Here is a 26,170-nt window from a genome sequence, read left to right on the forward strand (position 1 = left end):
GCGCGCGCCCTCGACAACACTGGCCGACGTGGCGCCGGACGCCTCATGGTCGAGGACGGAGTCCGTATAGCGGCTGACTTCTCTTACCCCAACCGGGTGAACGCTGCAGGAGGTGGGCAAACGGATCGACCTCGTGCGGTACCGGCTCTTTGACGGCGGGCTGTCGAGCCTACAGTTGGTCGAGTCCGCACCTGGTCTCCAGCGCCGACCCGGTGAGACGCTGGCCTCCCTCGCGAGACCCGGAGCCCGAGGCGGGTGGCGAGACACCCGTAGCAGGCAGGCCGAACATGATCGAGATGCCCGAAGGTCTGCGGGTGCTGTTCGACGGGCTGGGCGAGATGCCCACCGCCTCGGAAAGGGTCGAGGTCTCCGTCCTCAAGCGCTACATACCGGCGACGGGTAAATGTGGCCAGTGTCCTCTGTCGCCCGGGGAACGGGGAGATCCTGCTCTGTCTCTAAATCAACCTCAGCACCATCGAGCCGAAGGAGGGCTTTACCCGCGATGTACGCGGCATCGGCCATCGCGGCGCCGGGGACCTTGAGGTCTGGATCGCGACGGCGGCTGACTTGGCGAAAGCTGGCCCACTGATTCAGCGGGCAATCGGCGCAGCCTGACTGGACGGCGAAGGGTGGCTGGTGCATCGGCATTTGATGCGCCAGCCACCCTTTCGCGCCTGTGGTACCCAAACCCCGGGTGAGGCACTCTCGTGCTCATTCCTCCGGTCGGCCAGGACGAAGTCGTCCTGTGCCAGCCCTGCCCGCAGCCTTGCCCTTTCCCATCGCTCGCTTCGACGTGCGCCGAATCGATCGACTCGGCGGACTCCTCCACGATTGTCAACATCCAGCCTGAGCAGGGCGGATGAGGCTTTCGGCGTGGGCAACGTCATCAGGGCGCAGGGGGCAGCTCATGGCGGGCCTCTTCACAGTATGGCGGTGCTCAGTCCGCCCGAGCGCAGCGTGTGGTCGTCCGCCCGGGGCGGCATGCGGCGAACGTTATCTGCAACTTCCGGTCGCACCAAATGAACGGCCAGCCCGATCAATGATCAATTTACCGCCGTTTGGTGCGACCGGAATCCCCGCCTATTGTCTGGCCATGTCGTCAACGAGGAGCTCACGCTCCACCGATAGCGACCTGGCTCTTTCTGTGTTGTCGCGTCCAAATTTGCGCCTTCACATCCGAGTTCACCTTCTGTTTTCCGAACTACCGTGGGGATCTCCGTGTATCGCCTGAGATTACGAGTGCGGCTGGCTGCCGCGCGGAATCTGAGAGCGGGGTTCAGGAGCTACCAACTCCTCTAACCCGGGCCGCCTTCGAGGGCGGGTTCGCAACGGCGCGGTGCCGGTGGCTTTTCGACGAGGAGCTGGCACCGCGCCTCCTACGACCAGCGAGGAGCCGCTGCGATGCAGCTTTCCCTGATACACCTGCCGCCGGGTTCAACCCCTCCCACTCGCAGCGCCGTTCGCCGCGGTGTACGGCAACTGCGATGAAGAAGACCGTGGGAGCCGTCGTTGGGCTCGCCACCACGCCGCTGCTGCTCGCCGTTCCGATGGTCTTGGTGGCGGCTGGTAACGCCTCGGCTGCCTGCTCTTCCGGTGGTGTGCAGGCGGTGGATGCCGCAGCGGTCGCTACCCAAGTGAAGGCGATCCTGGATGGCGGCGACAAGACCACCACGGCCTCCGTCCCGGGTCTGGAGAACCCGGCGGAGCAGATACCGAGTGCCAAGACGATTCAGGCGACCGGTGTCGCGATGCACATCTCCGTGCGCGGGCAGATCGTGGCACTGGCGACCGCTCTGCAGGAGAGCGGTCTGCGGAACCTCACCTACGGCGATCGTGATTCGCTGGGGCTGTTCCAGCAACGCCCGTCGCAGGGCTGGGGAACTGCGGCACAGATCCTCGACCCGGTCCACGCCTCCACCGAGTTCTACTCGGCGCTTCAGCAGGTGTCAGGCTGGGAGTCTATGACGGTCACTCAGGCCGCGCAGGCGGTGCAGCGCTCGGGGTATCCGGACGCCTATGCGAAGTGGGAGCCGTTGGCGACCGCGTTGCAGAAGGCCATCGAACCGCTGCTGGCGAAAACCGGCGCTCCGCCGTCGACCGGCTCGGCCGGGGGCGACAGTCCTGGGCCGACCACGTTGGGCGGCGGATGCACGACCAGCGGCGGTGACGGCAGCGGCTTCGGGACCATCCCGGCCGGGTCGCTGCCGACCGGATACACGATCCCGGCCGATGCGCCACCGCAGGTGCGGACCGCGATCCGGTGGGCACTCGGCCAGCTGGGGACGCCGTACCAGTGGGGCGGCGCCTGCGACAACCCGCACGGCAGCGATCCGACGGGCAGGTGCGATTGCAGCAGTCTGATGCAGGCGTCCTACCGGGCGGCCGGAATGACGTTGTCGCGGACCACGTACACACAGGTCAAGGAGGGCCAGCCAGTCTCGGTGGATGCCCTCAGGCCCGGTGATCTGTTGTTCATCGAGGGTACGGCCGAAGTCCCGGAGCACGTCGGGATGTTCATCGGTTCCGGGCTGATCGTGCAGGCCCCGCACACGGGCGACGTGGTCAAGATCTCGACCCTCGCCAGTTGGAAGCCGCAGATTCTCGCGGCCCGCCGCGTCGTCTGACCGGCGTCGCCCTCTCTCTTCCTCTGGCTCACTTCAGGTCCGCTTTGCGTGCCCAAAATCGAATTGGAGTTCTCAGTGATTCTGGCCGACAAGGTTGCACAGCTCGCCTACGACCCGGGGATCTCCCCCAACGAGGGCGGCCTGCCGGGACTTGCCGTGCTCAAGCAGGTGATGGGCAGCCTCAACTTGTTCGGGATCATCGCGGTGGTCGGCGCGCTCGCGGTGAGCGCGGGCGTGTGGGCGTGGGGCCACCACTCGGGTGGTCACCAGGCCGAGGCCAACGGCAAGAAGGGCGTCCTGGTCAGCGCGGGCGCCGCCCTGCTGTTGGGCGCGGCGAACGGTGTGGTGGCGTTCTTCAGCACGCTGGGTACGCAGGTCCACTGATGTCTGTCCGTTCCGTGAACCCCGGCGGCGCACCGCGTATGCGTCGCCGGGCGCTGCTCGGCACTGCCGTTCTGGCGGTGCTCGTTGCCGTCGCCGGTCTGTTCGCCCACCTCACCCGAGATAACCGGAGCTCCGCCAAGGAGTTGGCCCGGCTTGGGGGTTCGGTATCCTCGCCCGTCTCCGTCTTGTCCTCTCCGCCGGCGTCGCCAGCCGCTGCCGGCGGCCAAGGTGTCCTGCCGGTTGTGCCAGCGACGCACGATCCGATCGCCTTCGGCAAGGCGGCGGCTGTCGCGCTGTGGTCGTACGACACCCGCGCCTACTCCCAGCCGGAGCTGCTGGCCGCGCTGCACGGGTGGCTGACCGGTGAGGAGAAGTACGCCGATGCCGCGTCGGTCGACGGCCAGGTTCCCTCGCCCGTGTTGTGGGGGCGGATGGCCGACAACGGGCAGTTCGCGACCGCTGTGGTGAATGAGGCGCACTTTCCGATCTCGTTCACCAAGGCGCTGCAGGCGGATCCCGGGGCGATCGCCGAGGCGTATATCTACGCCGTCACGGTTTCCGGGAAGCAATCGATGGCCTGGAACGGTTCGCCTGCCGGAGGTGCCGAGGATCGCTCGGCGACGCTCGCGGTCCAGTGCCGCCCCTCCCGGAACTGTGCTCTGGTCGGTGTCCTGCCGGCCGTCGCGCCGTGATCACGACTCCCTGAAAGAAGGTTGTGCCGTGGGAGTCTGTGACTACCCCCTGATGAGCAGCGTCTGTGATGCTGTCAACTTCGTGAACAATCCCGCCGGGGCCGTGACGGACGGCATCGGCGCGTGGATCGCCAAGTCGATGGGCGAGCTGGCGGCCAGCGCCGCGAACCTCGCCTCGAAAGCGGTCGACGCGACGACCGGTATTGACCTGAACGCCGGATGGTTCAGGGACAACTACCAGTTGCTGCTACCGATCGGCCTGGCGCTCACCGTCGGGACGTTCTGCCTGCAGCTGATGCTCGCCGCCTGGCGCCGGGACGAGAGGGCACTCGCCCAAGCGGCGTGGGGCACGATGACCGGCGTACTGTTCAGCTTCAGCGCGCTCAGCTTCACCGCCGTGGCGATCACCGTGGTGGACGCGCTGTCTGCAGGTCTCTTCCAAGCCGCCAACACGAGCGTGGACGACGCTATTCGGCGGATCGTGAAGGTCAGCGAGTTCGGCGCGATGTACCAGCTCGGCTGGGCCATCCCGGCTCTGGTCGCCGTCGGCTGCGCGATCGGCGCGTTCATGTACTGGGGTGTGATGGTCGCCCGCAAGGTCGGCGTCCTGGTCCTGGTCACCCTCGCGGTGTTCGCGGGGGCCGGCGGGGGCTGGGAGGTCGCCAAGCGCTGGAGGCGGGGCTGGATCGAAGCCACGGCCACCCTGGTCGTCAGCAAGCTGTTGATGACGGTGGTGTTCCTTATCGGCGTCAGCGCGATGGGCAAGTCGGACGCCAAGGACGGCATGGGAGCCCTGTCGGATGCGCTGGCGGGCATCGTGGTGATGGTCCTGGTGCTGCTGTGCCCGTACGCCACCTACAAGTTCGTTCACTGGGCGAGTGAGGGCGGCGGCCACGATGACCTGCACCGCAGCGGTGTGGCCGGCATGGCGGTCGCCGCAGGTGCCGCGAAGACCGCGGGCAGCCTGGCGATGCAGATGGGCGCTGGCGGTCCGGCGCCGCAGGGTCCGGGCCAGGTCCCGGGCATGGGCAATGACGGCGTCGCCTCCGGCATCGACCCCTCTGGTGGTGGCCGGTTCAGCAGGGAGGGCATCGACGCCGGGCCACCGCAGCCGCAGACCAGGTTCCGGTTCGGCGAGAACCCGACCGCCACCGGCGACAAGGGCCGAGCGCTGATCCAGCGCCCCGGCATCCCGCCGCTGATCACCCGGCCCGCCAAGGCCGACGCCGAGGGCGCCTCCACGCCTAGCGACGCGCCCGCCGACAGCGCCCCCGCCAGCCAATCCGCCCACGCCGCGCCAACCCTGACGACCTCGACCGCCCCCTCCGGCCACGAGGCACTCGCCTCCGCAGGCGCAGTCTCGCCCACCGGACCCGCACCCGGCGGGTCTCCGGGCAGCGGAGTGAGGCCGACATCGGCGACCAGCCATCCGACCGCCCCGACGCCTGCGGTCAACAGGCTGTCCGCGACCGGCTCGCCGACACCGGCGCGATGGGTCTTCCCGGACAAGCCACCCACCTCTGGTGCCTGACCACTCATCCCTGGGGCGGGCTGCGAACCGCACACCCGCAGCCCGCCCCCAACCCTCCGCCCCCAGAAAGGAGATGCGCCATGACGTCCAGAAGAGCGCCGCGTCGTCCGCCCCTCCTTGCCCGCTCGCACCACCTGGATCCCCGATGTCTGACACCACCGAGGCCACGGCCACGCCCACCGTCAAGTTCCCGCACCGAAGCCGACGCGGCATCCTCCTCGGCCTGACCGCCCCGCAGCTGATCACCGCTGCCCTCGCCGGGCTGCTTCTGCTCGGAGTCATCCTCGCCCGCGGCGTGGTCAGCGCCCTCGAACTCGCCCCCGCCTGGGCAGCCATCGCCCTGGTCGTCTTCGCCCGCTACCGGGGCCGCTCCCTGGCCGACTGGGCGCCAATCGTCACCCGATACGCGCTGCGCCGCCTGCGCGGCCAGCTGATCTGGCTCGCCCGCCCCTCCCGCCGGCCCGTCCGCGAGGGCCTGCTGCACCTGCCCGGCACCGCTGCCAGCCTGCGCGTGGTCACCGCGCCCGACCGCCGATACGGAGCCGTCCATGACCCACACGCCGGCACCTTGACCGCGATCGTCAAGGTCTCCAGCCGCGCCTACGCCCTGCTGGACCCCGCCAACCAAAACGCCAACGTCGCCGGTTGGGGACGCGCCCTCGCCGCACTCGCCCGCACCGGCCACATCGCCCGAATCCAGGTGGTCGAACGCACGGTGCCCGACTCCGGTGACGCGCTGCGCCGCTACTGGGCCGAGCACGGCCACCCGCAGGCGCCGCTCGCGGGCGAGATCTACAGCGAACTGATCCAGAGCGCAGGCCCCGCCGCCGCACCGCACGAGACGTACGTCGCCGTCTCACTGGACACCAGGGCCGCCAAGCGGCTGATCAACCAGGCCGGGGGTAGCCTGATGGGCAGTTTCAGCGTCCTCGTCCAGCTGACCGCGGCCTTCGACCAGGCCGCCCGGACCGCCGGGCTCAACCCGGCCAGCTGGCTGTCCGCCACCGAGATCGCCGCCGTGATCCGAACCGCCTACGACCCCAAAGCCCTTGCGGCGCTCGACCAGTGGTCGGCCACTGGCCGGCCCGAGGCCGACCCTGCCGCCGCCGGGCCGGTGGTCGTGGTCGAGAAGGCCGACCACATCGCCACCGACTCCGCGTTCCACGCCACCTACTGGGTCGAGAACTGGCCCAGGACCGAAACCTCAGCAGGCTTCCTACACCCGCTCCTGTTCACGGCCGGGGTCCGACGCACGCTCAGCCTGTCGTACGAGCCGAAGGGCCTGGACGCAGCGCTGCGCGACGTCCAGCGCAAGAAGGCGTCCGTGATCGCGGACGCGGCCGAGCGCGCCCGCCGGGGCCAGGTCGACTCCGAGGCCGACTCGATCGAGTACCAGGACATCAAGACCCGCGAACGCCAGCTGATCGCCGGGCACGCCGACGTCGCACTCACTGGCCTGCTGACCGTCTCGGCCGACTCCGAGGACGAACTGCGCACCGCCACCGCGGCCGTGGAAACCGCCGCCGTCGCCGCCCAACTCGATCTGCGCCCACTCACCTGGCAGCAGGCCCAAGCCTTCACCACCGCCGCCCTGCCTCTCGCCCTCGCCGCCTGAACCAGCCTCCAGCCCCCCTTCTCGAAAGAGCACCACCATGCCCGTCCCCTCGCAGGACTTCGTCCCGTACGCGACCGCCGCGATCGACTTCCACCGGGCGCTGAACGTCCCCGGCGGCGAACTCGTCACCAGCCGAGCCGAGTTGGACTCTCTGCACGCCCATCTCGTCACGCTGCACGGGCTGTTCGACGCCCACACGGCCCGGACCGCGCCGCTGATCGAGATCGAGGGCGACCACCTTAGGGCCGCCCGCACCCGTCTGTGGCAGGCCGCCGACCACGTCCACGCCGCCTACCACGCAGCACCCCGCCCCGGCACCGGCGACGTGCCCAGCCGGGAGGCGTGCCAGGCCGGCCTTCCCGAGGGTGCCCCGGAGCTGACGATCTGCCGACGCCACCAGCGCACAGCCCGCCTCGTGCGCCGCCGAACCACGCCGACCGACCTGCACCACCCGTTCACCGGCCTCATCCGCCACTAACACCCCTGATCGGAGAACCGTTCATGCCCACAACCCGCGCCAGCGCGACCCCGCTGTTCGTCCCCCGTAAGATCAGCCGTGCCCAGCAGCGCGCGGCCCGTGCCGAGTTCGCCGAGGCCCGCCACAAGGCACGCCTCGCCGAGACCGCGCCCAAGCACGGCAGGCAGGAGGGCTTCGATCCTCAGCTGCGTGCAACTTACCCGAGCTCCGGGCGTCCCGGTGCCGCATCCGGGCGCGGCGGCAGGCTCAGCCTGCCCAAGCACCGGATGACCACCGCCACCGCGTCCGGCGCCTACCCCTTCCTCGCGGAAGGCGGACTCGGCGCCGAGGGGATCTTCATCGGCCGGGACGTCCACGCGGAGGCCGCGTTCTGCTTCGACCCGTTCAGCCTCTACGCCAGCGGGAAGGTCGAGGGCTTCACGAACCCGAACGTGCTGCTCGCCGGGATCATCGGCATGGGCAAGTCGGCACTCGCCAAGTCCCTTGCCACCAGGGCGATCGCGCACGGGTACCGGACATACGTCCCGTGCGATCCCAAGGGAGAGTGGACGGCCGTCGCGCAGGCCCTTGGTGGCTACACGATCGCTCTCGGCCCAGGGCTCCCGGGCAGGCTTAACCCACTGGACACCCCGGCCCGGCCCGCCGCGGTGAGCGAGGACGACTGGGCAACCGAGGTCCGCAAGCGCCGCCTTCTTCTCCTGGCCGGCCTGGCGCGCACGGTGCTGAAGCGAGACCTGCAGCCGATGGAGCACACCGCGCTCGACCTCGCCCTGGACCTGGTCGTCGCCGACGCACAGGCACACGGGACGGTTCCGCTGCTCGGCGACATCGCCCACCTCCTGGGCTCTCCGGAACGTCTCGATTCCGCCCTTGGCGACCAAGGCGGCCGCATGGGGCCGGCCGCCGAGGACCTCGCTCATGCCCTGCGCCGCCTGGTGCACGGCGACCTGTCGGGAATGTTCGACGCCCCCTCCACGGTCGCCTTCGATCCCACGGCGCCGATGCTGTCGATCGACCTCTCCCGGCTCGGCGGCACGGGCGACGACACCGCACTCGTGCTGGCGATGACCTGTGCGAGCGCCTGGATGGAGTCCTCACTCGCCGACCCGGACGGCGGCAGGCGATGGGTGATCTACGACGAGGCGTGGCGGGTGATGCGCCACGTCGGCCTGCTGGAACGCATGCAGAGCCAGTGGAAGCTATCCCGAGGGCTCGGCATCGCGAACCTGATGGTGATCCACCGCCTCAGCGACCTGCTGTCCGCAGGCGACGCTGGCTCACGCGGGCGTGTCCTCGCCGAGGGCCTCCTCGCGGACTGCAGCACCCGCATCATCTACCGCCAGGAACCCGACCAACTCGCCACCGCCGCCTCCCTCCTCGGCCTGACCGGCGTCGAGACCCAGGCCGTGGCCGCCCTCACCAAGGGCAGGGGTCTGTGGAAGGTCGCCGGCCGCTCCTTCATCACCCAGCACATCCTCCACCCCACCGAACGCACGCTCTTCGACACCGACGCCCGGATGGTGCTGAAACCTCATGGGTTCACGAAAACTGAAGTTCTGTCACTTCCGGTGCAGCGTCCTGAGGTGCGGAAATGAGTCTACGTGGGGTTCTGGGTTCGCGGGGTCTGGTCGCTGGACTCGGCGTTGAGGTCGGGATGGCCGAGAGCTGCGGTGTAGCGGGTGGCGGCATCGATGCCCATGCCGAAGAAGTCGCAGATCCTGCGAACGTCACCGCCTGTAGCGAAGATCTCCTGAAGGATTCGGTCGTCTCGCAGGGCCTGGGGCTTGACGTCGAGGTTGCGCCAGGCGAAGAGCTTGCTGGTCGGGGTGGCCCTCGGTGCGGTCTTCCGGTTGATGATCAGGTGTGGGTTGAGGGTGTTGGGCCAGGTCCGCGCCCGGTGGTCGAGGTAGGCCGACAGTCGGCTGCAGACAGGCCGGGCCAGCGGAATGACCTTGTCTCCGAGCGTGAGTTGGCCGTCCACGATATCGGTGAGCTTGATCGCGCCGAGCTGCGGGCTGGTCAGGCCGTGGAAGGCGACCAGTGCGACGGCCAGCGCCGCGGTGACGTCGGGCGAGTTCAGTGCCTCCCGGACCTTCGCCGTGTCCAGTGGAACGGGGATGGTGGCCTTGGTCGACGTCACCGGCACGCCCCGGGTCGGGTTGGCGAAGACTCGCTTGCGCGATTTGAGGATGTCGAACACCGAGCGCATGCCTTGGTCGGCGAACACCCGGTTGCTTCCCGTCCCGGGCAGGGAGTCGACGAACTGCTGGCGGGTGATCTCCGCGAGGGAGTTGTGGCCGCGGTCGGCCCAGTCGCGCCAGATGGGTGCCATGCCCTGGATGTGAAGGTGGATGGTCTCCTCCTTGCGGGCGCGTCGGCGTGGGGCGGTGGTGCTTCCGTTCAGCATGACGTCGAACCAGAGCTGAAGTTGGCCGAGCATGGGCTCGGGCAGGCCGGCTGTCTGTTTGGCGAAGTACCGCTCGACGGCGGTGGTGCGGTCGTCGGTGAACAGCCCTGCGGCGTCGAGGACTTCGACGGTGGAGAGCAGTGTGCCGCCGTAGCGGATGCTGGCAGCGATGTCGCTGGCGAGGATCTTCTGCCCGTGCCACTCCTGGGCTGCTTCGAGGAGCTTGAGGGTGTGCACGACGCTGTTGGTCTGCCGGGGGCTCCACGAGTTGCGGTCGGCGTGCTCGCGCAGGACAGGCTCGCAGTGCCGCAGCAGCGGCGAGTCCTGGGTCAGGGCCCGCTGTTTGAGCGCTCCGTGTCCCGGTTGCATGCGGAAGAGCAGGAGCTGGCGCGCTTCGGTGGCCTCCACCGCTCGGTGTGCCGGCTGCTGCTCTCGCAGTTCACGTTCGCGCGCCATGCGGCGGCGGGCGGCGCCGGTCTGGTCGTACTGGAGGTTGGCCAGGAACAACTGCTGCCCGAACCGCAGAGCGGCCTCAAGGTCCGGGGCCCGGCCGACCTGCTGGTGGAAGCGGGCGTTCTCCCAGCACAGGCGGCATGCGCCTTGGCCGTTGATGCGGCTCTCCCGGCCGCAGAACTGGCACGTGGATATGTCGTAGTGCCCGCGCCACCAGCGGCAGCTCCAGCACAGCCAGCTGTGCTGGCGGTAGACGCCCCAGGCGAGGCAGCCGCGGCAGGCGCCCACGTGGAGCGGGGCGCCGGGGTGGCAGCGGGTGCACTGGCCCTGGCTGAAGTAGTCGGGCGAGCCGCAGGATCGGCAGGGCGGCGGTGCGACCGGTCCGCCGGGCAGGCAGCTGTAGCAGAAGTCCATGCGCGGGTTGGTCCAGGCGACGCGGTTGACCTGGCAGACCTGGCACTTCTTGGGCGGCTGGATGCTCATACCGGCGGCTCCGAGCGGTTGCGGCCGAAGCGCGGGGCGATGGCCGCTCCAGCTTCGGAGGCTGTTGCGGTCTTGGGCTGGGCGGGCCGCCGGGCCGCGACCTTCTCCGGTTCCCGGATCAGCAGAGCGGTCGGGTCGCAGTCGAGCACCGAGCAGATCACGTCCAAGTCGTCCAGACGGATGCTGGTCGGTGTTCCGGTCCACAGTGCGGACATCTTCCCGGCGCTGATCTCCAGGCCGGCGTCAGCGAGACGGCGGCGCATGTCGGTCGACTTCCAGATGCCGCGCTCGGCGGCCTTGAGTCGCAGGTTCCACTGCACTGGTTCACACCTCTCCGAAGCGGGCTTCGAGTCGCTGGTTGGCCGCCGTCCAGGCGCGCTCGACGTGGTCGCTGCGTACGTGGATGTAGCGGGTCGTGGTGGACAGCCATTCGTGTCCGAGGAGTTCCTGAAGTGCCTTGAGATCCATGCCACTTGCGTACAGAGAGGAGGCACAGAAGTGCCGCAGGACATGCGGGGTCAGTCGGCCTTCCCAGGCTGGCAGCCACAGCTTCGTCGCGTTCTTCAGGCCGTCCCGCAGGGGATTGGTGCCGATGCGGGTGCAGCACCCGGTCAGCTCGTCGTGCCGTTCGCTGGGCAGCAGCGGGGCGTCGGGGTTGGCCCAGTCCTCGCCGAACTGGTGACGCACATCGGTCAGCCACCAGTTGATGAGCCGGTCGGCACCGTCGATGGCGGGCACCATGCGGGGCTTCGATCCCCGGCCTCGGCTTCCCTTGCCGAAGCGGACGTGAAGCTTGCCGAACTGGCCCAGGTCGGGCCGCCAGTCGCGGATGTCGAGCATGCGCGACTCGTTGATCCGCAGTCCCAGGCGGCGCCACAGGGATGCGGCGAAGTAGTCGCGGGCGGCGGGGAGGTACTTGCGTGCCTCGGGGATCGACGCCCGCCACTGGTTGAACAGTTGGTCCACTTCGGTCTCGGACGGCGGTATGCGCACGTTGGCGAAGACCGGGCTGCTGGGGCGGTTGTACTCGTCGATGGGCTGCTGAACGACGTGGCCGGTCAGAGCATGGATGTCGCCCTGGTATCGGCTGATCATGAAGTCGTAGAACTGTGCTACCAGGCCGGCCTTGCCGGCGCGGGTGCTGTGGGCCTGCCCGTCCACCCGCAGTCCGGCGAGGAAGGTGTCGGCGTCGTTGCAGGACGCCGTCCACAGCGGCCCACTCAGACTGCCCGCGAACTCGAAGATCGCCGCACGGGAGTTACCGATGTGGCTGTCGGTGAGGTTCGCCGCGGCCATGGCCAGCGCGAACTGATCGACGATCTCCTGCTCGAAGTCCTCAACGTCACGCTGCGTAGGCAGCGCTCGGGCCGAGGTGATGTTTCGAACGACTGCCAGCGTCATGGGATGCCCAGTTCAGCGAGACAACGACTTCGTCGAGGATACCGGCAAACCTTCAGGATTCCCGACGGATCGTCAAAGTCCTATGCCCGAGGCCCATTGGCTGAACTACCTGGCCTGCTGCTCGGAAGCCACGACGCGAGCCGCAACGAACTCAGAACACTAGGGACAGCCGCCTGATCCCAGCATGCCGCGCAGTCCACCTACTTCCCCGGGAGTACAACATAACCACCACTCCTCGTCGGCCACAGATACCGGATCCCGCCGCCTCCACGGCCGCATCTCCAGATCCCGGCCCGGCAGCGACCGTTGCAGGTGCGCCCCCAGCTCCGTGCCACAGCTGGCGAACTACCACCGATTCCCGGCACCGCCGAACAGCGTTTCGTGCCGATCCTCGTCATCGCCGACCCGCTCGGCAAGCCACTGCCTGCCCATGACCGAAGGACTCCCGCCATGCCACCGTCTCCCGCTCTGCGCATCGTCAACGAACCCGGTGCCGGGGTGATCGCCGAAGGCAGTTGGGACGAGCTGTCCGGCGCGCTCCTTTCCCGGGCCGGATTCCTGCCCGTCTCCACGGTCCGGTCGTCCTGGTGGCGCGTCCCGTACGACCTCGAACCCGCGGAGCAGAACGAGATCGCCACCCACGCCTACGACATGCTCACCGCCGCCCGCTACGAAGTCTCCATCGCACCCGAGCTGCGGCACCGACTGAGCGCGGCGGCACGCGAGATCAACTCCCTGGCCACCGAGATCAGGCGCTCGGATAGCCCAGAGGCCGTCACCGACCTGCTGGCCGTGCTCTCCAACCCGGACCACGGCGTTCTGCCCGCCCTGTCTAACCTGCTCGCCGACGCCGACACCTGGGCCGGCCGCCAGTCGCCCGACGAGGTCCTGTCGTCCGCCGTCGCTCCGCTGTCCAAGGCGGCCGGTGCACTCGACCTCGCCCAAAGTGATCTCGCCAAAGCCGAACGGGACCGCTCCCTTCCCCCCGCCGCCACCCGGAAGAGTACGCCGACGGCAACCGCGAACCAGCCGTTGACCGCGGCGGCACGATCCCGCTCGACGGCCCTCGAAGGATTTACGACCGGCACCCCCGAGCCGCCGTCAGCCGCCATTCCCGTCGCCGACCGACCGACCAGCCGGTCCCGGTGACCACCATGCTCGCCGCCCGCAGAACCAGCCCGTCCGGCCCTCCTTGTCCTCCGCGCACGCACCAGGAACTCCGCCATAAACACCACCGACATCGCCGTAGGCCGCCACCCCGAGCACGGAATCGTCGCCGCCAACACCCGTGACCTGCCCGCTGGCCGCTGGATGCTCGAACGCCTCGGCTTCCAGCCCGCCCCCGGTCACCCACACCTGTACGCGCTCGCCGACCACACCGCTTTCGGTCGGGACCGAGCCGCCCAGGCCGTACGCATGCTGCGCTCCGCCGGGTACTCGGTTGCCACCGACGCCGAGTTCGAACCCGATTCACCGATACGGCCACGGCCTCTGCACTACCGTGTCGAGCCGGACGTCGCCTTCCCCGACCATCGCGCTCCCACTTCGGCGGCAACGGCACGTCACGAGGTCAGCCAGGGCTTGAACGCCCGCAGGTTCCCGATCAGCGCCGCCGCGCTCGCCGCCGGCCCGGCCACCTCCGGCCTGCCCGGCAAGGCGTCCGCCCCGCTGCCCGCTGCGCTCGGCACCGCCCCCCGGCTCGTCGCTCCCCGCATCGCGACGGTCCGCAACCGCTGACACCCAACTCGACTGAGGAGCAAGGCCCATGGCCGTGAAAAAGATCTGGACGATCGATCACTCGTGCGGGCACGAGGTCCAGCGTGACTTGTCCGAGCGCCCCGCAGATCGCCGCGCCGGATTCGCCGCGTGGCTCGCCAAACGGGACTGCACGGACTGCTGGAAGGCCGACCGGGACGGCACCGCCGAGGACAAGGCTGTCTGGCTCGCGGCCAAGCGCGCCGAGGAGCAGGCCGAATCCGACGCCTGGTCACAGCAGTACCGGATGCCACCGCTGGAGGGCACCGCCCGCGCCGTCACCTGGGGCGTGCGCTGCCGCCACCAGATCCTGTCCACCGCCTACACCGCGCTCGTCCTCGAAGGCGACATGGACGAGACCACCTGGGAGCAGGTCGAGGACGTCGCCCGGACGATCACCCGGGCCGGGTGGTGGCTCGACCAGCGCGCCTCCGAGCCCGACGACCTCGCCGAACTGCTGGAAGCCGCAACGGAGCGCGACCGGCCCACCGAGAACCCGTTCGTCTGAGACCAACCTGATTGGCGGTGGCGGCGCCCCGGCCCACAGGGCACCGCCACCGCGCACCGATCGAAGGAGCCCTGCGCCATGACCACGAGAAGAACTCCCCGCGCCTCGCCCCACCCTTCCGCTGCTTCTTTCTGGACTCTTCATGCCCGTCCCTCGCACGAGCGCGCCCTCGACCACCACCGGGAGCGACGCCCTCCTTTACCTGCTCTTCGGTGCCGTCGGCGCCGCCCTCGGCTTCGGCACGCTCGCCTGGCTGATCGGCAATACCACCAACCGCCTTGTCGGTTCCGACCGTTGGGCCTCGTTTAATCCTGTCGACGCTCTCCTCCACCCCGGCGCACTCTGGCCGCACCTGGCGCCGCTCGCCATACTTATCGGCGCGCGCATCGTCCCCGGCCTCCTCACACTCGCCACCACCACCGCCGGCCTCGCCCTCTGGCTGCGGATACGCGGCGGTTCCAAGGCCGGGCTCGCCCGCAAGCAGGACCTCGCCACTCTCCTGGAGCCGGAGATCACTACCAAGGCGAAGAGCCTGCGTCCGAGCCTGGCCGATCTCAAGCCCAAGGAGATCGCCCCTGCCGACCGGGGCATCCTCGTCGGCACGCTCCCGCCAGGCCGCACCGAGGTGCGCGGCTCCTGGGAGGACGTCTTCGTCGCGATCATGGCCCCTCGCAGCGGCAAGACCTCTGGGCTCGCCATCCCCGCGATCCTCGCGGCACCCGGCCCGGTGCTGTTGACCTCGAACAAGGCAGCAAACGACGCCTACACCGCGACGGTCGACGCCCGCGCGAAAATCGGGACAATCTGGACTCTCGACCCGCAGCAGATCGCCCACCATCCCCGCGAGATGTGGTGGGACATCCTGGCCGACGCCCGCGATCTCGCCGGCGCCAAGCGCCTGGCCGGGCACTTCGTCGCCGCCAGCGTGGACGAGTCCAACGGCTCGGACTTCTGGAGCACCGCGGCCAGCAACACACTCGGCGCGCTGTTCCTGGCCGCCGCCAGCTCCAACCGTCCGATCACGGACGTGCTGGCCTGGCTCTCCTCCCCGGCTGACCGCACCCCTGTCGATCTGCTCACCGACGCCGGCCACCACGCGGTCGCCGCCCAGCTCCAGGGCACCGTCTCCGGCGCGACCGAGACCCGGGACGGCATCTTCGAGACCGCCCGCCAGTACGCCAGCTGCCTGCTCGACCCCGAGATCGCCGCCTGGGTCACCCCGACCGACGACATCCCTCAGTTCAAGCCCGCCGACTTCGCCACCTCCCGCGACACCTTGTACCTGCTCAGCAAGGATGGCGGCGGCTCGGCTTCGGCGATCATCGCCGCCGCGGCCGACGCGGTGATGCGCGCGGCCGTCATCGTCGCCGAGCGCTCCGGCGGCCGACTCGACCCGCCGCTGCTCGCGATCCTGGACGAGGCTGCCAACGTGTGCCGCATCAGCGACCTCCCGGACCTCTACAGCCACCTCGGCAGCCGGGGCGTCATCCCCATGACGATCCTTCAGAGCTACCGGCAGGGGCAGCGTTGCTGGGGCGAGGCCGGCATGGACGCCCTCTGGTCCGCCGCCACTACCAAGATCATCGGATCGGGCATCGACGACGCCGACTTCGCCGACCGGCTCTCCCGCATGATCGGCGACCACGACGTGCAGACCACCTCCGTCTCCACCAGCGACGGCGGCAAGTCCACCTCCGTGAGCATGCGCACCGAGCGGATCCTGCCCCCGGATGCCATCCGCGCCCTGCCCAAGGGCCGAGCTCTGCTGTTCGCCACCGGACTGCGCGCAGCGATGCTCGACCTCCGCCCCTGGTACAAGGAACCCTCCGCCAAGGAGATCGGAGCGGCCTCCGCCCGAGAGACGAAGGCCATCACCGAACGCGCCATCGCCAAGTCCGCCTCCCACGACGACTTCGGACTGTCGGCGTGAGCGATCCGCGCATTGCCCAGAGCCCGGCTACGGACCGGTCAAGCGCCGGTACCACCACGTGTTACGCGTCCCCGGCGACGCATACGGATTCGGCAAGGTCCGCCGCTCAAACTCCTCATCGAGCCTGGCCACGATCTGTCGCAGCTCTCCACGCGCACCCGACGGCAGTACGTCAAGCATGGTCTGCAGATTGTCCCGACCGCCCAACACGTCGTGGCACGGGCAATCCGCCAACGGTACGTAGAGCCATCGACCGGGCTGCCGCAGGAACCGCTCGTACTGACCGAGCGCCTCACTCAGGTAGCCGGGCCAGAACCTACGAGCTTCCAGGAGCCTCACGGCAGCCTGGCCGCTCCGCCGCAAGCCTCGGATCTGACTGAACTGTCGGGACTGACCCCGACTCAACCGCGTCTGGGCACGCACGGCGCCGGGAGATCTACGCGGCATCTCCCCTTCGGATCAACGTCATGCCGTCATCGTGCCACGCCCCGAGCAGATCGGCGGCCACATTTCTCCAGAACGGACACCGCTACCAGATGAGCACTCCGCCTCCGACGCCCGCGCGCGCTCGCAAGCATCCTCGATGTTCCGCAAGCGCTCCGAGATCTGCCAGACGTACTGCGCATGCGACTTCGCAGAATCGGCGCTGGGAGCCACGAGTTCGAGGTTGATCCGGATCAGGGAACATTCCCCCAGGAGGTCCGCCACCTCGCCCGGGGCCACCTTGAGCCAGTCACCACTGGCCAGGACCGGGAAGAACCTCGCACCCAACGACCGAACGGCCTCGGAACCCCACACAGCAGTACGCCAGCGCTCGAAGCCCGCGAGATCGGAACTGTCCGCCGGGACATCCAGCACATCCATCTGGCCGTCCTCACCAGCAACGAACACATCCACAGACAAGCTCATGGCCTCAGTCGATCACGGCCGGAAGCACCGGTCCACAAGGTTTCGCGCCAGCCGCGCAACGGTCTCCGCAGGTGCCACGCACCCGCGCAGGTGAAGTGCAGAGCACCTGGCTCTGCACCGCTCAGGACCGACCACTCAAAACGAGGCACCGGCCGCCCTGGTGACCGCTCACGCGTGCTCGGGTCGCCAGGGCGACGTCCTGGACGCCGCTGCGGATGCCGAGTTGGGGCGAACCGGACGCCTGCTCGCCTGGCCCTGCCGCTCCGGCACGCCCGTCGCCGCCTGAACTCCCTTTCCTATTCATCTCTTTCAGGAGCTTCCCGATGTCTCCTCTTTCTCCACTCCCTGCTTCTGACTGCGGCCCTCTGGCCGGTTCCCCGGTCGTCCGGCGAGACGGCCAGTGGTGGCTGGTCACCGGCAGCGGGGCGATCCTGGCCACCGATCCGACGTTCACCGACGAACTGGACCGGTTCGCAGCGGCGATGGTCGCCGCGAACCAGACGGTCGCCGACCTTCGTGCCAACCGGTGCGACGCCGACCGCAAGGGGCGGGGATGAACCCGCTCCTGCAGGCCGAGCGGGCGGTGCTCGGCGGTGTCCTACTTGACCCCGGCCAGCTCGATCGCCTGTCCTGGCTCACTCCGGACGACTTCTACCGCCCCGCCCACCGAGCGCTGTTCGCGGCGATGCGCAAACTCCAGGCCGACCAGCACCCCGCGTTCGCAGCGGACGGGTGGGAGGTGCCGCTCACCTGGGTGACCGACACCGTCGCCGAGGCCGGCCGGAACATCCGGGGCCTGACCACCTCCTACGCCCATACCCTGATCGCGGCCTGCCCCCGCCCCGGCAATGCCCCGGTGTACGGGCGCATGGTGCTGGAGGGCGCGATCCACCGCACCGTGACCCAGCACACCATCCGCCTCCACCAGGCCGCCCGCGCGGACGCACTCCAAGGCGAGGTCGAGGGCGCTCTGCACCAAGCCGACGTCCTGGCCGATGTCCTCGCCGACCTCGCCCGGCGCTGGGGTACCGAACCCAGGCCAACCGCCTCCGCCACCACTCCACCACCGGTACCAACACCAGGGCCGGCCGGCGCACGCGCACCGATCGGTGCCGACCAGGTGGCGGACGAGGAGTTCCTGCTGTGCGTACTGGTGAACCAACCCGGCGCCGTCGACGAGGTCGTCGACTGGCTCCGGCCTGCCGACTTCGCCAACCACGGGCATGGCCAGCTCTACCGCTGCCTGGGCGCGCTGCACCACCGGGGTGAGCCGATCGACCAGCTGACCGCGCTCTGGGAAGCCCAGCGACGCGGGCTGCTGACGGACGGCACGCTGACCAGCGAGCGGCTTCAGCAGATCTGCGGCGGGCTCGGCGCCGGATCCGCCGAGTACCTCGGCGAACGGGTCATGCGTTCCTCGATCGCCCGCACCGCCGCCATCTCGGCCCGGGCGATCGGGGAGCTGGCCGACAACCAGTCGCTGGCACCCGGCCGCCTCATCAACCACGCGCTGCACGCCCTCGGCCCGCTCGACGAAGTCAGGGCCCGCTGGCAAAGCCTCACCGCACCACCGATCCCGGAGCCGGCCCCGGATCCACCGGCCAGGACGAAGCGCGCCGACGCCGCGCTCGCCCGCAGCCAGCCCCGGCCGCCGACTTTGTTCTCCCCTGCCTTCCCCGCCTCCACCTGGACACCCACCGCCCGACCACCGCTGAGGAGCCACTCGTGAGCACCACCACCGCACTCCGCCACAGACCATGACGGCGCCCACAGCCCTACCCACCACACCCGAGGAGCCCCCGTGACCACCCGTTGGCCCTGCATACGCTGGCCATCGACCACGACACCTACCCGCGCCAAGCACACCGTCACGATCGGACTTCTACGCCCACCTGCCGGGCCGCCAGGTCACCGATGAAGGGCGGGCGTCCAGCGACGCCGTGTTCCTGACCCACCTCAAGGCCCAACCGGTCCGCCTGCGCCAGGGCGCCGCCCGAGTCCTGACGCAGCTGCGCGAGGCTGGCCACACCCAGTCGCTGCTGTCGCTGTGCCCGCACGCGACGCTGCTGCGCGAGGTCGACGAGGCGGGCATCGGACACTCCTTCGAGCGGATCGCCGGGCGCACCGGCCCCTCTGGCGACACCAAGGTCGTCGGAGGGGCCGCTCACCTCGACGCCCTTGGTCCGGGCGCGACCCCACGGCGTGTTCTGCTGATCGGTGGCGCGATCGACGACGCAGACGCCGCGCACGCGAACGGCATTCGAACGGTCCTGCACACCGACGGCCTGCACCACCCCGACAAGCTCGCCGCCGCCGGCTACCCGCTCGCCGACAGCCCCCGACCAGGCCGTGAATCTCGGCCTGCACCTGGCCCGCGAATCGGCCCCTGCCCGATGAGAAGCGCCGCCCCGGCACCCAACACCCCTGCGCCAGAGGCCGTCTCGCCCCTGCCAGCGCCTGCGGCGAGCCGACCCCGCCGACCAATCCGCCACCTCGTGAAAGAGGCCATCCTCATGTCCGAAGCTGTCCAGGGCCCCTCCGAGAATCCGATCCGCATACCCGATGAGGACCTCAACGACCTCGCCTCCGCGCTCGCTCGGACCATCGCCGAAGTCCGCCGGCACGGTGTTGTCCTCGACCACCTCACCTCCGAGGAGGCCACCACCGCCACGATCCCGATGGCCGACGAGGCCCCGCCCACCGCCCAGCAGACCACCACCGAACCGGAGAAGCCGACCTCGGTGTTCATCCTTGCCCTGACCGGCGAGGCGTACGACGCCGAACTCGCCGCTCTGCGCTTCTGGGTCAACCACCTCCTCCTACCTGTCTACGGCCGTGAGATCAGCACCACCCGTCCCTGGTGCTACGAGTGGGAAAAGCACCTCGAAGCCGTCGCCCGCCTACACGGCCTGTGGCTGGCGTGGCAGCAGATGACCGACGCCGAGGCCGGACTCGCCGGCCCCTCCGCCTGGCATCGCGACCACCTCGCCCCGGCACTGCTCGAACTCCGCGCCCCCGATGGCCCGTTCGCCGCCTGCACCACCAACCCGGCCCGACCCAACCACCGTCTCCTGGCCTCCCCGGTATCCACCGAGTTCGGACTCGTCACGTGACGGTGCACCACGGCCCCGTCGTGCGCAGCCTCGCAGACCCGACAAACCGGCTCTCCTGTCGCTTCCGTGGGTCGCTAACCAGGGCTGATACGCAGAACACGCCGTATCCCGGCTACGTTTCGACTTGCGACAGAACGAAACGGAAGAACCTGGATACGGCGTGCGATCTGTAAGCATATGGACTCGGCTGCTCGGAGTCGAACACACGGTGATCGACTCGGTCGAGGCCGAGGAGGACGACAGCGCGCAGGCCTGTGCCGAGGACACGGTCATCGTGGCCTATGCCCGCCCGGCGAAGCGGCGGCGGCAACGCTGCGGGGTCTGCGAGCGCCGGTGCGCCAGGTTCGACAACGGCGAGGGCCGCCAGCGCTGGCGTGCCCTGGACCTGGGGGTGGTCTGGGGGTTCATCGAGGCCGACGCGCCGCTGGTGTCCTGCCCTGAGCACGGCGTGGTCGTCGCCCACGTGCCCTGGGCCCGCCACGGCACCGGGCACACCCTGGCCTTCGACGACACCGTGGCCTGGCTGGCCACGCACTGCTCGAAGACCACGGTGGTCCAGCTGCTGCGGATCGGCTGGCGCACGGTCGGCGGGATATGCGCCCGCGTGTGGGCGGATGTCGAACAGCGCGTGGACCTGCTCGTGGGGCTGACCCGGATCGGCATCGACGAGATCTCCTACAAGCGGCACCACAAGTACCTGACCGTGGTGGTCGACCACGACAGCGGCCAGCTCGTATGGGCCGCGGCCGGACGGGACAAGGAGACACTGCGGTCCTTCTTCGAGTTGCTCGGCCCTGAACGCTCCGCGAGGATCACCCACGTCAGCGCGGACGCCGCCGACTGGATCGCCACCGTCGTCGCCGAGCGCTGCCCGCAGGCGGTGCGGGTGATGGACCCGTTCCACACCGTGCAGTGGGCAACCGACGCGCTCGATGCCGTACGCCGCGAGATCTGGAACGCCGAGCGCGGCGGCAAGGGACGCGCCACCCCGGGCTCCAAGTCACTGAAGAAGGCCCGCTGGGCCCTGTGGAAGAACCCCGGTGCGCCACGAGGCGTCCTGTCGTATCCCCGGTTCAGCCGGGAGAGATTGGAGGAGGTATCTCTGGGCCTGATGACTTAGAAGGCGTTGTCTTTCCGAGAGTGACGGGTGCGTTTCTGCTGGTCAGGCATGGTGCAGGTGTCTCGGTGGCAGAGACGGGGTGTCGTTTCGTCTCTTCGGTGGAGGTGCCGGATGCCGTCGGTGATTGGGCTGTTGGAGGAGCGCGAGCGTGCTGCCCGGCAGCGGGTGGAGATCCTGCAGGCCGAACTGCGGGAAGCCGAGGCTGTGTGCGAGCGGTTGGTGATCGCACGTCAGACGGTGGCCGAAGTCCTGGCGGAACCTCGCACGAGCGAGGAGGCGCCGTCGGCCGTGGTGGTCGGCGCGGGACCGGTGCGGGTCGCCTCGGCGGTGTCCGGATCGGTGGTGCCCGCCTGGAGGGAAGGTCTCGGTCCCGACTCGCTGGCGCCGGACTACCAGCGGCTCATGGAGGCCCTGGCCGATCGGGGCGGGGAAGTGATGGACTGTCGCCAGCTCGCGGCGGCCTTGGGCCTGGAAGTGGTCGCGGCGAAGGTCGAGGGTGTGCGCTCGAAGGTGAAGCGCCTGGCCGCGCGGGGCTGGCTGGCCGAGGAACGCCCGGGGATGTTCAGTCTGCCCGCCGGGCGAGCCGGCGGCTCATGACCATGCTCATCGACCACCGGATCATCGCCTCCGAGGTGTCGGTGCGGGTCTCGTAGTCGCGGGCCAGGCGGCGTGAGTGCATCAGCCACGCGAACGTCCGTTCCACCAGCCACCTTTTCGGCAGCACCACGAAGCCTGTGGCGTCGTCGGTCCGCTTGACCACGATCAGCGCGATCCGCAGCACGTCGCGGACGAGGTCGACCAGGCGCCCGGTGTAGCCGCCGTCGCCCCACACCAGCGAGATGCGCCAGTGCCGCGTCCGCAGCCGCTCCAGCAGGGTGCGACCGGCCTCGCGGCGGTGACGCGGGCTGCGGTGACCATCACGGTCAGCAGCAGTCCGAGGGTGTCCACGACGATGTGCCTCTTGCGGCCGTTCACCTTCTTCCCGCCGTCGAACCCCCGGCTCGCCGCCGGCACGGACGCGGCCCCCTTCACCGACTGGGAGTCGATGATCCCGGCGGTCGGCTCCGCGTCGCGGCCCGCCTGCCTTCTGACCTGGTCGCGCAGCCGGTCGTGGAACTCGGCGACCAGCCCCGTGTCGCGCCAGCGCCTGAAGAAGGCGTAGACGCGGTCCCACGCAGGGAAGTCCGAGGGCACCGCTCTCCAGGCGATGCCGCCCGCGACCAGGTAGCGCACGGCGTCGACCAGCTGCCGGTGGCAGTAGCCCTCCGGCTGCCCACCGCGGCCTTCCAGCCAGGCGGGCACGGGCATCGCGTCGCGCACGACGGCCCACTCCGCGTCGCTCATGTCCGAGGGGTACCTCGGACGCCTGTACGGCCGACCCCCGGCGTTCCCGAACCGGTGAGCGAGGCAATCACACGACAGGGGAGCCGAGTTGGACGGCAACGACACGGACACGGAAGACTGCGGCACCAGGGGCCTCCTGTTGCTCGGCTGGATTCGACACCCACGAGCTGTGCGGGAGGCCCCACTTTCATGCCCTGCCGACCCGAAGATCACCCGACCGAGTCGGCAGACTCGAACTCACGCCCACGAAGTTCGATAGAGCAACGGCTACTTACCCGGATGCTGAAAGGCGAAGGGGACAAGAGCATGTCCGGCTTCCAGGCCGTCATCGAGCGTCCCGGCAGGAAATCACTGGTCGCACGGTTCGGTGGAATCCCACTGAAGAGACAGAAGGCGGCGGTCATCACCGACCGCCAACCGGCCTCGGCACCGGTCTATCCGCGCAAGGAACTGGTCACCCGGCTCCTGCGCGGTCAGTGCGAGTTGTGCGGGTGCACGGAGAACATCTCCGTGCACCACATCCGCAAGCTCGCCGACCTCGCCGAAACCGGCAGCCCACCCGCGTGGGCGGCTCTCATGGCCGACAAACGGCGCAAGGCCCTCGTAGTCTGCGCAGACTGCCACGAAGCCATCCACCCGGGAAAGCCGACTGCACCGCACGCGCGGTAGTCACCGGAGAGCCCGTTGCCGGGAAACCGGCACGGCGGGTTCGGAGGGAGGCAGCGCGGAAAAGGACCTGCTCAACAGGCACCTCGCCGCGCTGCCGACCCTACAGGACCTCACCGAACGCCAGCGCGCGCAACTGGAGTTCGTCGCGAAGGCCCACCCGGTCCTGCACCGCGCCTACCTGCTCAAGGAAGGCCTTCGCCTGGCACTGAAGTCCGGCCCCGACACCCCCGAGGCCCTGCGCGACTGGGTGTCCTGGGCCCGCCGCTCGCGACTGGAGCCCTTCGTCAAGCTGCAACGGGCCATCGTCAAGCACTGGGACGCCATCACGGCGGCGGCCGAGCACTCCATGAGCAACGGGCTCGTGGAGAGCATGAACACCAAGATTCGGCTGATCGCCCGCATGGCCTTCGGCTTCAAGGACCCCGCAGCGCTCATCGCACTCGCCATGCTCAGCCTCGGCGGCCACCGACCCCACCTACCAGGCCGTCAAGCTGCATGAACCCACCCACGGAAGCAACAGAAGAGCCCTATTTGAAGGCGGCAATGGCCACGCCAGCGGCCGCGATGAGAAGGGTCAAGGTGCCGCCCAGTGCCTTGGCCCCGTTGACCACTGCGGTCGACCAGTTGGCGCCGCCTCGGTGGGACAGGACGGCGGCGGCAACTGCGGTCAGGACGGCGATCAGGACCGTTACGGTCACGAGCAGGGTGAGTAGTACGAAGCCGACCTGCGTGGAGTTCATGCGAGGCTCCCCTCGTTTAGTCTCTTTTGCCGAGGCGACCAGCATCGTCGGTGCCGCGTTCGGCGGCGTTCGGGGTGAACGTGGTCGTGACCGCGTCGGACAGGGGAGTGGCATGGAAGCGGAGCATCAGGCCGAGGCGGCCTTAGCCGAGCTGAAGGAGCGGCTGCGGCGGCTTAGGATCGAGCGCAGGTACTCAATGGCCGGGCTTGAGCAGCGCAGCGGGTTGAAGCACACGACCGCCAGCCAGGCTCTCAACGGGCCTTCGGTGCCGAGCGAGGCCGCGGTAATCGCTCTGGCCCGTGGCCTCGGCGTCGAAGCGGGTCCGCTCCTGGCGCTTCGACGGCAGGCTGCGGCACACAAAGCGGTACACGGCCTGCGTATTCAGGCAGAACTCCAGTTCGGCGCCGGCGCCGATGAGCGCGGCGGCGAACCCCTGGGCACGCCCGTACACGTCCGACGGGGACGCGATGTGCAACTGGAGTCGGTAGCCCTTCAGATCGTGGTGGTGAACGAGAGCAGGCAGCCTGTACAGGTCACGGCGGTCGTCTTCGAAGACCTGGTGAAGGACGTGCTCAACATCCACCACATCATGCCCGAACCCCTGCCAGCCGTCGTGGAACCGCGCAGCAGTCTGGAATTGATACTTGAGAAGGAGCCCATAGACGCCGTCGATGCGATCACGTTCATCGGCGTCGTCGACGGCCTCGGCAACCGACACGCGCTGCCCGCTGAAGCCGTCCGGACCCTTGCCGCCAAGTGCTGGGATCTGCCAACGAGGGTTGCCCTGTACCGGAGACGGGACGATCCAACGCAGAAAGTGAAAGCGTATTTTGTACACTCACCACAGGCCTTCCGCCAGCGGAGGGTCCCTGCCGGGGCGGACCAGCCGCAGGTGCTCGCGACCCGATCTATGTTCGGCATTCCCACACCGGGCTTCCTTCGGCTTGAGTCCCTGTCACCATCGGTGGTTCAGGGCGCGAATGACACCCCCAGGGCGGATCTGTGACCGATTTGGTCTATCGGCAGGAAGCGAGAGCGGAGGTCGCTCTCGCGGCCGTGGTTCAGAGCTCACCGCGCCGGGCTTCGAGGTAGCCGATCCAGTCTCGTTTGGCGAGCTTCGACCAGCGCTCGGCGGTGTTGATGTGGAGGCTGAGGAGTTCAGCGAGCACTGGGGCTGGCGGGTCGTCAGCAAGCGTCGACGGGGCGGTGTTCCTGGCCGAGCGGACGTCGATGCCGTACTCGACCAGCCGCATGGAAAGCCGGTGGGCGTTGACCGGTTGACCAGGGAGGTTGCTGGGGAAGAGCCAGCGTTCGGTGCTGCTGCCGGGCTGAGTGGCCGGGTAGCGGCGAGCGGCCTCGGCCTGGGTCGTCACGAGCCGTTCAACAGCTGGAGGCATGAGTACGGGGCTGGCGCCGAGTTCGATACAGCTTCCCTCGGCGGCCTGGTGGATGTGCTCGGCCTTGAGCAGGGCGATCCGGGTAACTCGGGCGCCGTAGAGGAGCACGGCAGATGCAATTCGGCTCGTTACAGGAGGTAGGTGCCGGCGAACGAGCCGTCGAATCCCAGGGCGGTGAGGCCCTCGTCGGTGGTGGTGTAGTTGGTCCAGTGCGGGTTGTCGAGCATGGCGTCGAAGTCGACTCGGGTGATTTCGGGCTCGGGCCACTGGTTGCCGCACCGGCACCGGACGTACACGTGGCGGCCTTTGTTGATGAGAAGCCAGTCGCGGCGGGCGCGGCAGGTCGAGCAGGTGACGGGGATGCCGCCGAGGGCCAGTTCGTGGGGGTGGTTGAGGCAGCGGGCAGCGCCTGAGCTCGTTGGGGGTCGGGTCTGGAGTTCCAGTTGCAGGAGGAGGTTGCTGCCGGTGGTGGCGGCCGGTACGGGGGCCGACGACTGCGGCCGGTGGTCGGTGGTTCTGAGCACGAGCGTCATCTCCGGGGCGGGTTCTGGCTGTTCAGCTGTAGCAGTTGGTGGGACGGGCTGTCCAGGGCATCGGGTACGGGCTGGCAGGCCGGT

At 69.1% G+C, this 26,170-nt stretch carries 25 protein-coding genes and 3 pseudogenes; 20 read left to right on the top strand and 8 right to left on the bottom strand.

Annotation, left to right across the window (positions count from 1 at the left end; genetic code table 11):
• Positions 1–1,484 precede the first annotated feature (1,484 nt).
• The 7 genes from ACSMTC_RS06155 (at position 1,485) to ACSMTC_RS06185 (ending at position 8,919) form a co-directional block, all read left to right on the top strand.
• Positions 1,485–2,624, top strand: coding sequence for a C40 family peptidase (locus tag ACSMTC_RS06155; protein ID WP_436558628.1), 1,140 nt, complete (start codon positions 1,485–1,487; stop codon positions 2,622–2,624).
• A gap of 75 nt (positions 2,625–2,699) precedes the next feature.
• Complete coding sequence (locus ACSMTC_RS06160) at positions 2,700–3,008, top strand: DUF6112 family protein (RefSeq protein ID WP_436558629.1); 309 nt, start codon at positions 2,700–2,702, stop codon at positions 3,006–3,008.
• The gene (locus ACSMTC_RS06165; RefSeq protein ID WP_436558630.1) at positions 3,008–3,700 is read left to right on the top strand and encodes a hypothetical protein; all 693 of its coding nucleotides are present in this window, start codon (positions 3,008–3,010) and stop codon (positions 3,698–3,700) included. Before ACSMTC_RS06160 ends, ACSMTC_RS06165 begins: the two co-directional genes overlap by 1 nt.
• Positions 3,701–3,728: 28 nt before the next feature.
• Complete coding sequence (locus ACSMTC_RS06170) at positions 3,729–5,231, top strand: SCO6881 family protein (protein ID WP_436558631.1); 1,503 nt, start codon at positions 3,729–3,731, stop codon at positions 5,229–5,231.
• Positions 5,232–5,376: 145 nt separating this feature from the next.
• Positions 5,377–6,846, top strand: a complete 1,470-nt coding sequence (locus ACSMTC_RS06175) for an SCO6880 family protein (RefSeq protein ID WP_436558632.1) — start codon at positions 5,377–5,379, stop codon at positions 6,844–6,846.
• 37 nt (positions 6,847–6,883) lie between these two features.
• On the top strand, positions 6,884–7,324 hold the full coding sequence (locus ACSMTC_RS06180) for a DUF6238 family protein (protein ID WP_436558633.1): 441 nt from the start codon (positions 6,884–6,886) through the stop codon (positions 7,322–7,324).
• 23 nt (positions 7,325–7,347) lie between these two features.
• A complete protein-coding gene (locus tag ACSMTC_RS06185; protein ID WP_436558634.1) occupies positions 7,348–8,919 on the top strand; it encodes an ATP-binding protein in 1,572 nt (523 codons plus the stop codon).
• Between the two features lie 2 nt (positions 8,920–8,921).
• On the opposite strand, the gene ACSMTC_RS06190 is transcribed toward ACSMTC_RS06185, so the two are convergent.
• The 3 genes from ACSMTC_RS06190 to ACSMTC_RS06200 are packed head-to-tail and all read right to left on the bottom strand — an operon-like array spanning position 8,922 to position 12,068.
• A complete protein-coding gene (locus ACSMTC_RS06190; protein ID WP_436558635.1) occupies positions 8,922–10,667 on the bottom strand; it encodes a hypothetical protein in 1,746 nt (581 codons plus the stop codon).
• Entirely contained in the window at positions 10,664–10,987 is a 324-nt protein-coding gene (locus tag ACSMTC_RS06195) for a helix-turn-helix domain-containing protein (protein ID WP_436558636.1), read from the bottom strand. The genes ACSMTC_RS06190 and ACSMTC_RS06195 overlap by 4 nt, the downstream gene beginning before the upstream one ends.
• A gap of 4 nt (positions 10,988–10,991) precedes the next feature.
• Entirely contained in the window at positions 10,992–12,068 is a 1,077-nt protein-coding gene (locus tag ACSMTC_RS06200; RefSeq protein ID WP_436558637.1) for a tyrosine-type recombinase/integrase, read from the bottom strand.
• Between the two features lie 450 nt (positions 12,069–12,518).
• Here ACSMTC_RS06200 and ACSMTC_RS06205 point away from each other — a divergent pair, with 450 nt between their 5' ends.
• From ACSMTC_RS06205 to ACSMTC_RS06220, 4 genes are all read left to right on the top strand, one after another.
• On the top strand, positions 12,519–13,217 hold the full coding sequence (locus tag ACSMTC_RS06205) for a hypothetical protein (protein WP_436558638.1): 699 nt from the start codon (positions 12,519–12,521) through the stop codon (positions 13,215–13,217).
• Between the two features lie 162 nt (positions 13,218–13,379).
• The gene (locus ACSMTC_RS06210; RefSeq protein ID WP_436558639.1) at positions 13,380–13,805 is read left to right on the top strand and encodes a hypothetical protein; all 426 of its coding nucleotides are present in this window, start codon (positions 13,380–13,382) and stop codon (positions 13,803–13,805) included.
• 28 nt (positions 13,806–13,833) lie between these two features.
• Positions 13,834–14,331, top strand: a complete 498-nt coding sequence (locus tag ACSMTC_RS06215; RefSeq protein ID WP_436558640.1) for a hypothetical protein — start codon at positions 13,834–13,836, stop codon at positions 14,329–14,331.
• A 142-nt stretch (positions 14,332–14,473) separates the two neighbouring features.
• Positions 14,474–16,261 (top strand): type IV secretory system conjugative DNA transfer family protein, encoded by a 1,788-nt coding sequence (locus tag ACSMTC_RS06220; protein ID WP_436558641.1) that lies wholly within the window; start codon positions 14,474–14,476, stop codon positions 16,259–16,261.
• 465 nt (positions 16,262–16,726) lie between these two features.
• On the opposite strand, the gene ACSMTC_RS06225 is transcribed toward ACSMTC_RS06220, so the two are convergent.
• Positions 16,727–17,170 (bottom strand): hypothetical protein, encoded by a 444-nt coding sequence (locus tag ACSMTC_RS06225; RefSeq protein WP_436558642.1) that lies wholly within the window; start codon positions 17,168–17,170, stop codon positions 16,727–16,729.
• A gap of 323 nt (positions 17,171–17,493) precedes the next feature.
• Here ACSMTC_RS06225 and ACSMTC_RS06230 point away from each other — a divergent pair, with 323 nt between their 5' ends.
• From ACSMTC_RS06230 to ACSMTC_RS06255, 6 genes and pseudogenes are all read left to right on the top strand, one after another.
• Positions 17,494–17,727, top strand: a complete 234-nt coding sequence (locus ACSMTC_RS06230) for a hypothetical protein (RefSeq protein WP_436558643.1) — start codon at positions 17,494–17,496, stop codon at positions 17,725–17,727.
• Positions 17,724–18,899, top strand: coding sequence for a DnaB-like helicase N-terminal domain-containing protein (locus ACSMTC_RS06235; protein WP_436558644.1), 1,176 nt, complete (start codon positions 17,724–17,726; stop codon positions 18,897–18,899). The genes ACSMTC_RS06230 and ACSMTC_RS06235 overlap by 4 nt, the downstream gene beginning before the upstream one ends.
• A 211-nt stretch (positions 18,900–19,110) precedes the next feature.
• Positions 19,111–19,425 (top strand): annotated as a pseudogene (locus ACSMTC_RS06240) (HAD family hydrolase); the annotation flags it as partial.
• 258 nt (positions 19,426–19,683) lie between these two features.
• Positions 19,684–20,283, top strand: a complete 600-nt coding sequence (locus ACSMTC_RS06245; protein ID WP_436564605.1) for a DUF4913 domain-containing protein — start codon at positions 19,684–19,686, stop codon at positions 20,281–20,283.
• Positions 20,284–20,443: 160 nt separating this feature from the next.
• A pseudogene (locus ACSMTC_RS06250) lies at positions 20,444–21,322 on the top strand (transposase); the annotation flags it as partial.
• A gap of 192 nt (positions 21,323–21,514) precedes the next feature.
• Positions 21,515–22,000, top strand: a complete 486-nt coding sequence (locus ACSMTC_RS06255) for a hypothetical protein (protein WP_436558645.1) — start codon at positions 21,515–21,517, stop codon at positions 21,998–22,000.
• On the opposite strand, the pseudogene ACSMTC_RS06260 reads toward ACSMTC_RS06255, so the two are convergent.
• Positions 21,966–22,747, bottom strand: a pseudogene (locus tag ACSMTC_RS06260) (IS5 family transposase). The gene ACSMTC_RS06255 and the pseudogene ACSMTC_RS06260 overlap by 35 nt on opposite strands.
• A gap of 306 nt (positions 22,748–23,053) precedes the next feature.
• On the opposite strand from ACSMTC_RS06260, the gene ACSMTC_RS06265 reads away from it, so the two are divergent.
• Both ACSMTC_RS06265 and ACSMTC_RS06270 read left to right on the top strand, forming a co-directional pair.
• Positions 23,054–23,416 (top strand): HNH endonuclease, encoded by a 363-nt coding sequence (locus ACSMTC_RS06265; protein WP_436558646.1) that lies wholly within the window; start codon positions 23,054–23,056, stop codon positions 23,414–23,416.
• Entirely contained in the window at positions 23,397–23,915 is a 519-nt protein-coding gene (locus tag ACSMTC_RS06270; RefSeq protein ID WP_436564606.1) for an ISL3 family transposase, read from the top strand. The genes ACSMTC_RS06265 and ACSMTC_RS06270 overlap by 20 nt, the downstream gene beginning before the upstream one ends.
• A 28-nt stretch (positions 23,916–23,943) precedes the next feature.
• Here ACSMTC_RS06270 and ACSMTC_RS06275 read toward each other — a convergent pair whose 3' ends face one another.
• The gene (locus tag ACSMTC_RS06275; protein WP_436558647.1) at positions 23,944–24,156 is read right to left on the bottom strand and encodes a hypothetical protein; all 213 of its coding nucleotides are present in this window, start codon (positions 24,154–24,156) and stop codon (positions 23,944–23,946) included.
• Between the two features lie 112 nt (positions 24,157–24,268).
• Between ACSMTC_RS06275 and ACSMTC_RS06280 the strand changes: the two genes are divergently transcribed.
• The gene (locus ACSMTC_RS06280; RefSeq protein WP_436558648.1) at positions 24,269–25,162 is read left to right on the top strand and encodes a helix-turn-helix domain-containing protein; all 894 of its coding nucleotides are present in this window, start codon (positions 24,269–24,271) and stop codon (positions 25,160–25,162) included.
• A 55-nt stretch (positions 25,163–25,217) separates the two neighbouring features.
• On the opposite strand, the gene ACSMTC_RS06285 is transcribed toward ACSMTC_RS06280, so the two are convergent.
• Together ACSMTC_RS06285 and ACSMTC_RS06290 are read right to left on the bottom strand one after the other, a co-directional pair.
• Entirely contained in the window at positions 25,218–25,661 is a 444-nt protein-coding gene (locus tag ACSMTC_RS06285) for a hypothetical protein (RefSeq protein ID WP_436558649.1), read from the bottom strand.
• A 20-nt stretch (positions 25,662–25,681) separates the two neighbouring features.
• The gene (locus tag ACSMTC_RS06290; protein ID WP_436558650.1) at positions 25,682–26,086 is read right to left on the bottom strand and encodes a hypothetical protein; all 405 of its coding nucleotides are present in this window, start codon (positions 26,084–26,086) and stop codon (positions 25,682–25,684) included.
• Between the last annotated feature and the right edge of the window lie 84 nt (positions 26,087–26,170).

It is taken from the genome of Kitasatospora sp. HPM-01-4, assembly GCF_051374625.1.
Taxonomy (GTDB): domain Bacteria; phylum Actinomycetota; class Actinomycetes; order Streptomycetales; family Streptomycetaceae; genus Kitasatospora.

Excerpts from the sequence above, each read along its gene's own strand:
- ACSMTC_RS06225 (WP_436558642.1), bottom strand. The coding sequence starts at position 17,170 with ATGAGCTTGTCTGTGGATGTGTTCGTTGCTGGTGAGGACGGCCAGATG.
- ACSMTC_RS06255 (WP_436558645.1), top strand. The coding sequence starts at position 21,515 with ATGCCGTCGGTGATTGGGCTGTTGGAGGAGCGCGAGCGTGCTGCCCGG.
- ACSMTC_RS06155 (WP_436558628.1), top strand. The coding sequence starts at position 1,485 with ATGAAGAAGACCGTGGGAGCCGTCGTTGGGCTCGCCACCACGCCGCTG.
- ACSMTC_RS06200 (WP_436558637.1), bottom strand. The coding sequence starts at position 12,068 with ATGACGCTGGCAGTCGTTCGAAACATCACCTCGGCCCGAGCGCTGCCT.
- ACSMTC_RS06175 (WP_436558632.1), top strand. The coding sequence starts at position 5,377 with ATGTCTGACACCACCGAGGCCACGGCCACGCCCACCGTCAAGTTCCCG.
- ACSMTC_RS06210 (WP_436558639.1), top strand. The coding sequence starts at position 13,380 with ATGCTCGAACGCCTCGGCTTCCAGCCCGCCCCCGGTCACCCACACCTG.
- ACSMTC_RS06180 (WP_436558633.1), top strand. The coding sequence starts at position 6,884 with ATGCCCGTCCCCTCGCAGGACTTCGTCCCGTACGCGACCGCCGCGATC.
- ACSMTC_RS06185 (WP_436558634.1), top strand. The coding sequence starts at position 7,348 with ATGCCCACAACCCGCGCCAGCGCGACCCCGCTGTTCGTCCCCCGTAAG.
- ACSMTC_RS06280 (WP_436558648.1), top strand. The coding sequence starts at position 24,269 with ATGGAAGCGGAGCATCAGGCCGAGGCGGCCTTAGCCGAGCTGAAGGAG.
- ACSMTC_RS06265 (WP_436558646.1), top strand. The coding sequence starts at position 23,054 with ATGTCCGGCTTCCAGGCCGTCATCGAGCGTCCCGGCAGGAAATCACTG.
- ACSMTC_RS06230 (WP_436558643.1), top strand. The coding sequence starts at position 17,494 with ATGTCTCCTCTTTCTCCACTCCCTGCTTCTGACTGCGGCCCTCTGGCC.
- ACSMTC_RS06245 (WP_436564605.1), top strand. The coding sequence starts at position 19,684 with ATGTCCGAAGCTGTCCAGGGCCCCTCCGAGAATCCGATCCGCATACCC.
- ACSMTC_RS06220 (WP_436558641.1), top strand. The coding sequence starts at position 14,474 with ATGCCCGTCCCTCGCACGAGCGCGCCCTCGACCACCACCGGGAGCGAC.
- ACSMTC_RS06235 (WP_436558644.1), top strand. The coding sequence starts at position 17,724 with ATGAACCCGCTCCTGCAGGCCGAGCGGGCGGTGCTCGGCGGTGTCCTA.
- ACSMTC_RS06205 (WP_436558638.1), top strand. The coding sequence starts at position 12,519 with ATGCCACCGTCTCCCGCTCTGCGCATCGTCAACGAACCCGGTGCCGGG.
- ACSMTC_RS06190 (WP_436558635.1), bottom strand. The coding sequence starts at position 10,667 with ATGAGCATCCAGCCGCCCAAGAAGTGCCAGGTCTGCCAGGTCAACCGC.
- ACSMTC_RS06215 (WP_436558640.1), top strand. The coding sequence starts at position 13,834 with ATGGCCGTGAAAAAGATCTGGACGATCGATCACTCGTGCGGGCACGAG.
- ACSMTC_RS06165 (WP_436558630.1), top strand. The coding sequence starts at position 3,008 with ATGTCTGTCCGTTCCGTGAACCCCGGCGGCGCACCGCGTATGCGTCGC.
- ACSMTC_RS06275 (WP_436558647.1), bottom strand. The coding sequence starts at position 24,156 with ATGAACTCCACGCAGGTCGGCTTCGTACTACTCACCCTGCTCGTGACC.
- ACSMTC_RS06290 (WP_436558650.1), bottom strand. The coding sequence starts at position 26,086 with ATGACGCTCGTGCTCAGAACCACCGACCACCGGCCGCAGTCGTCGGCC.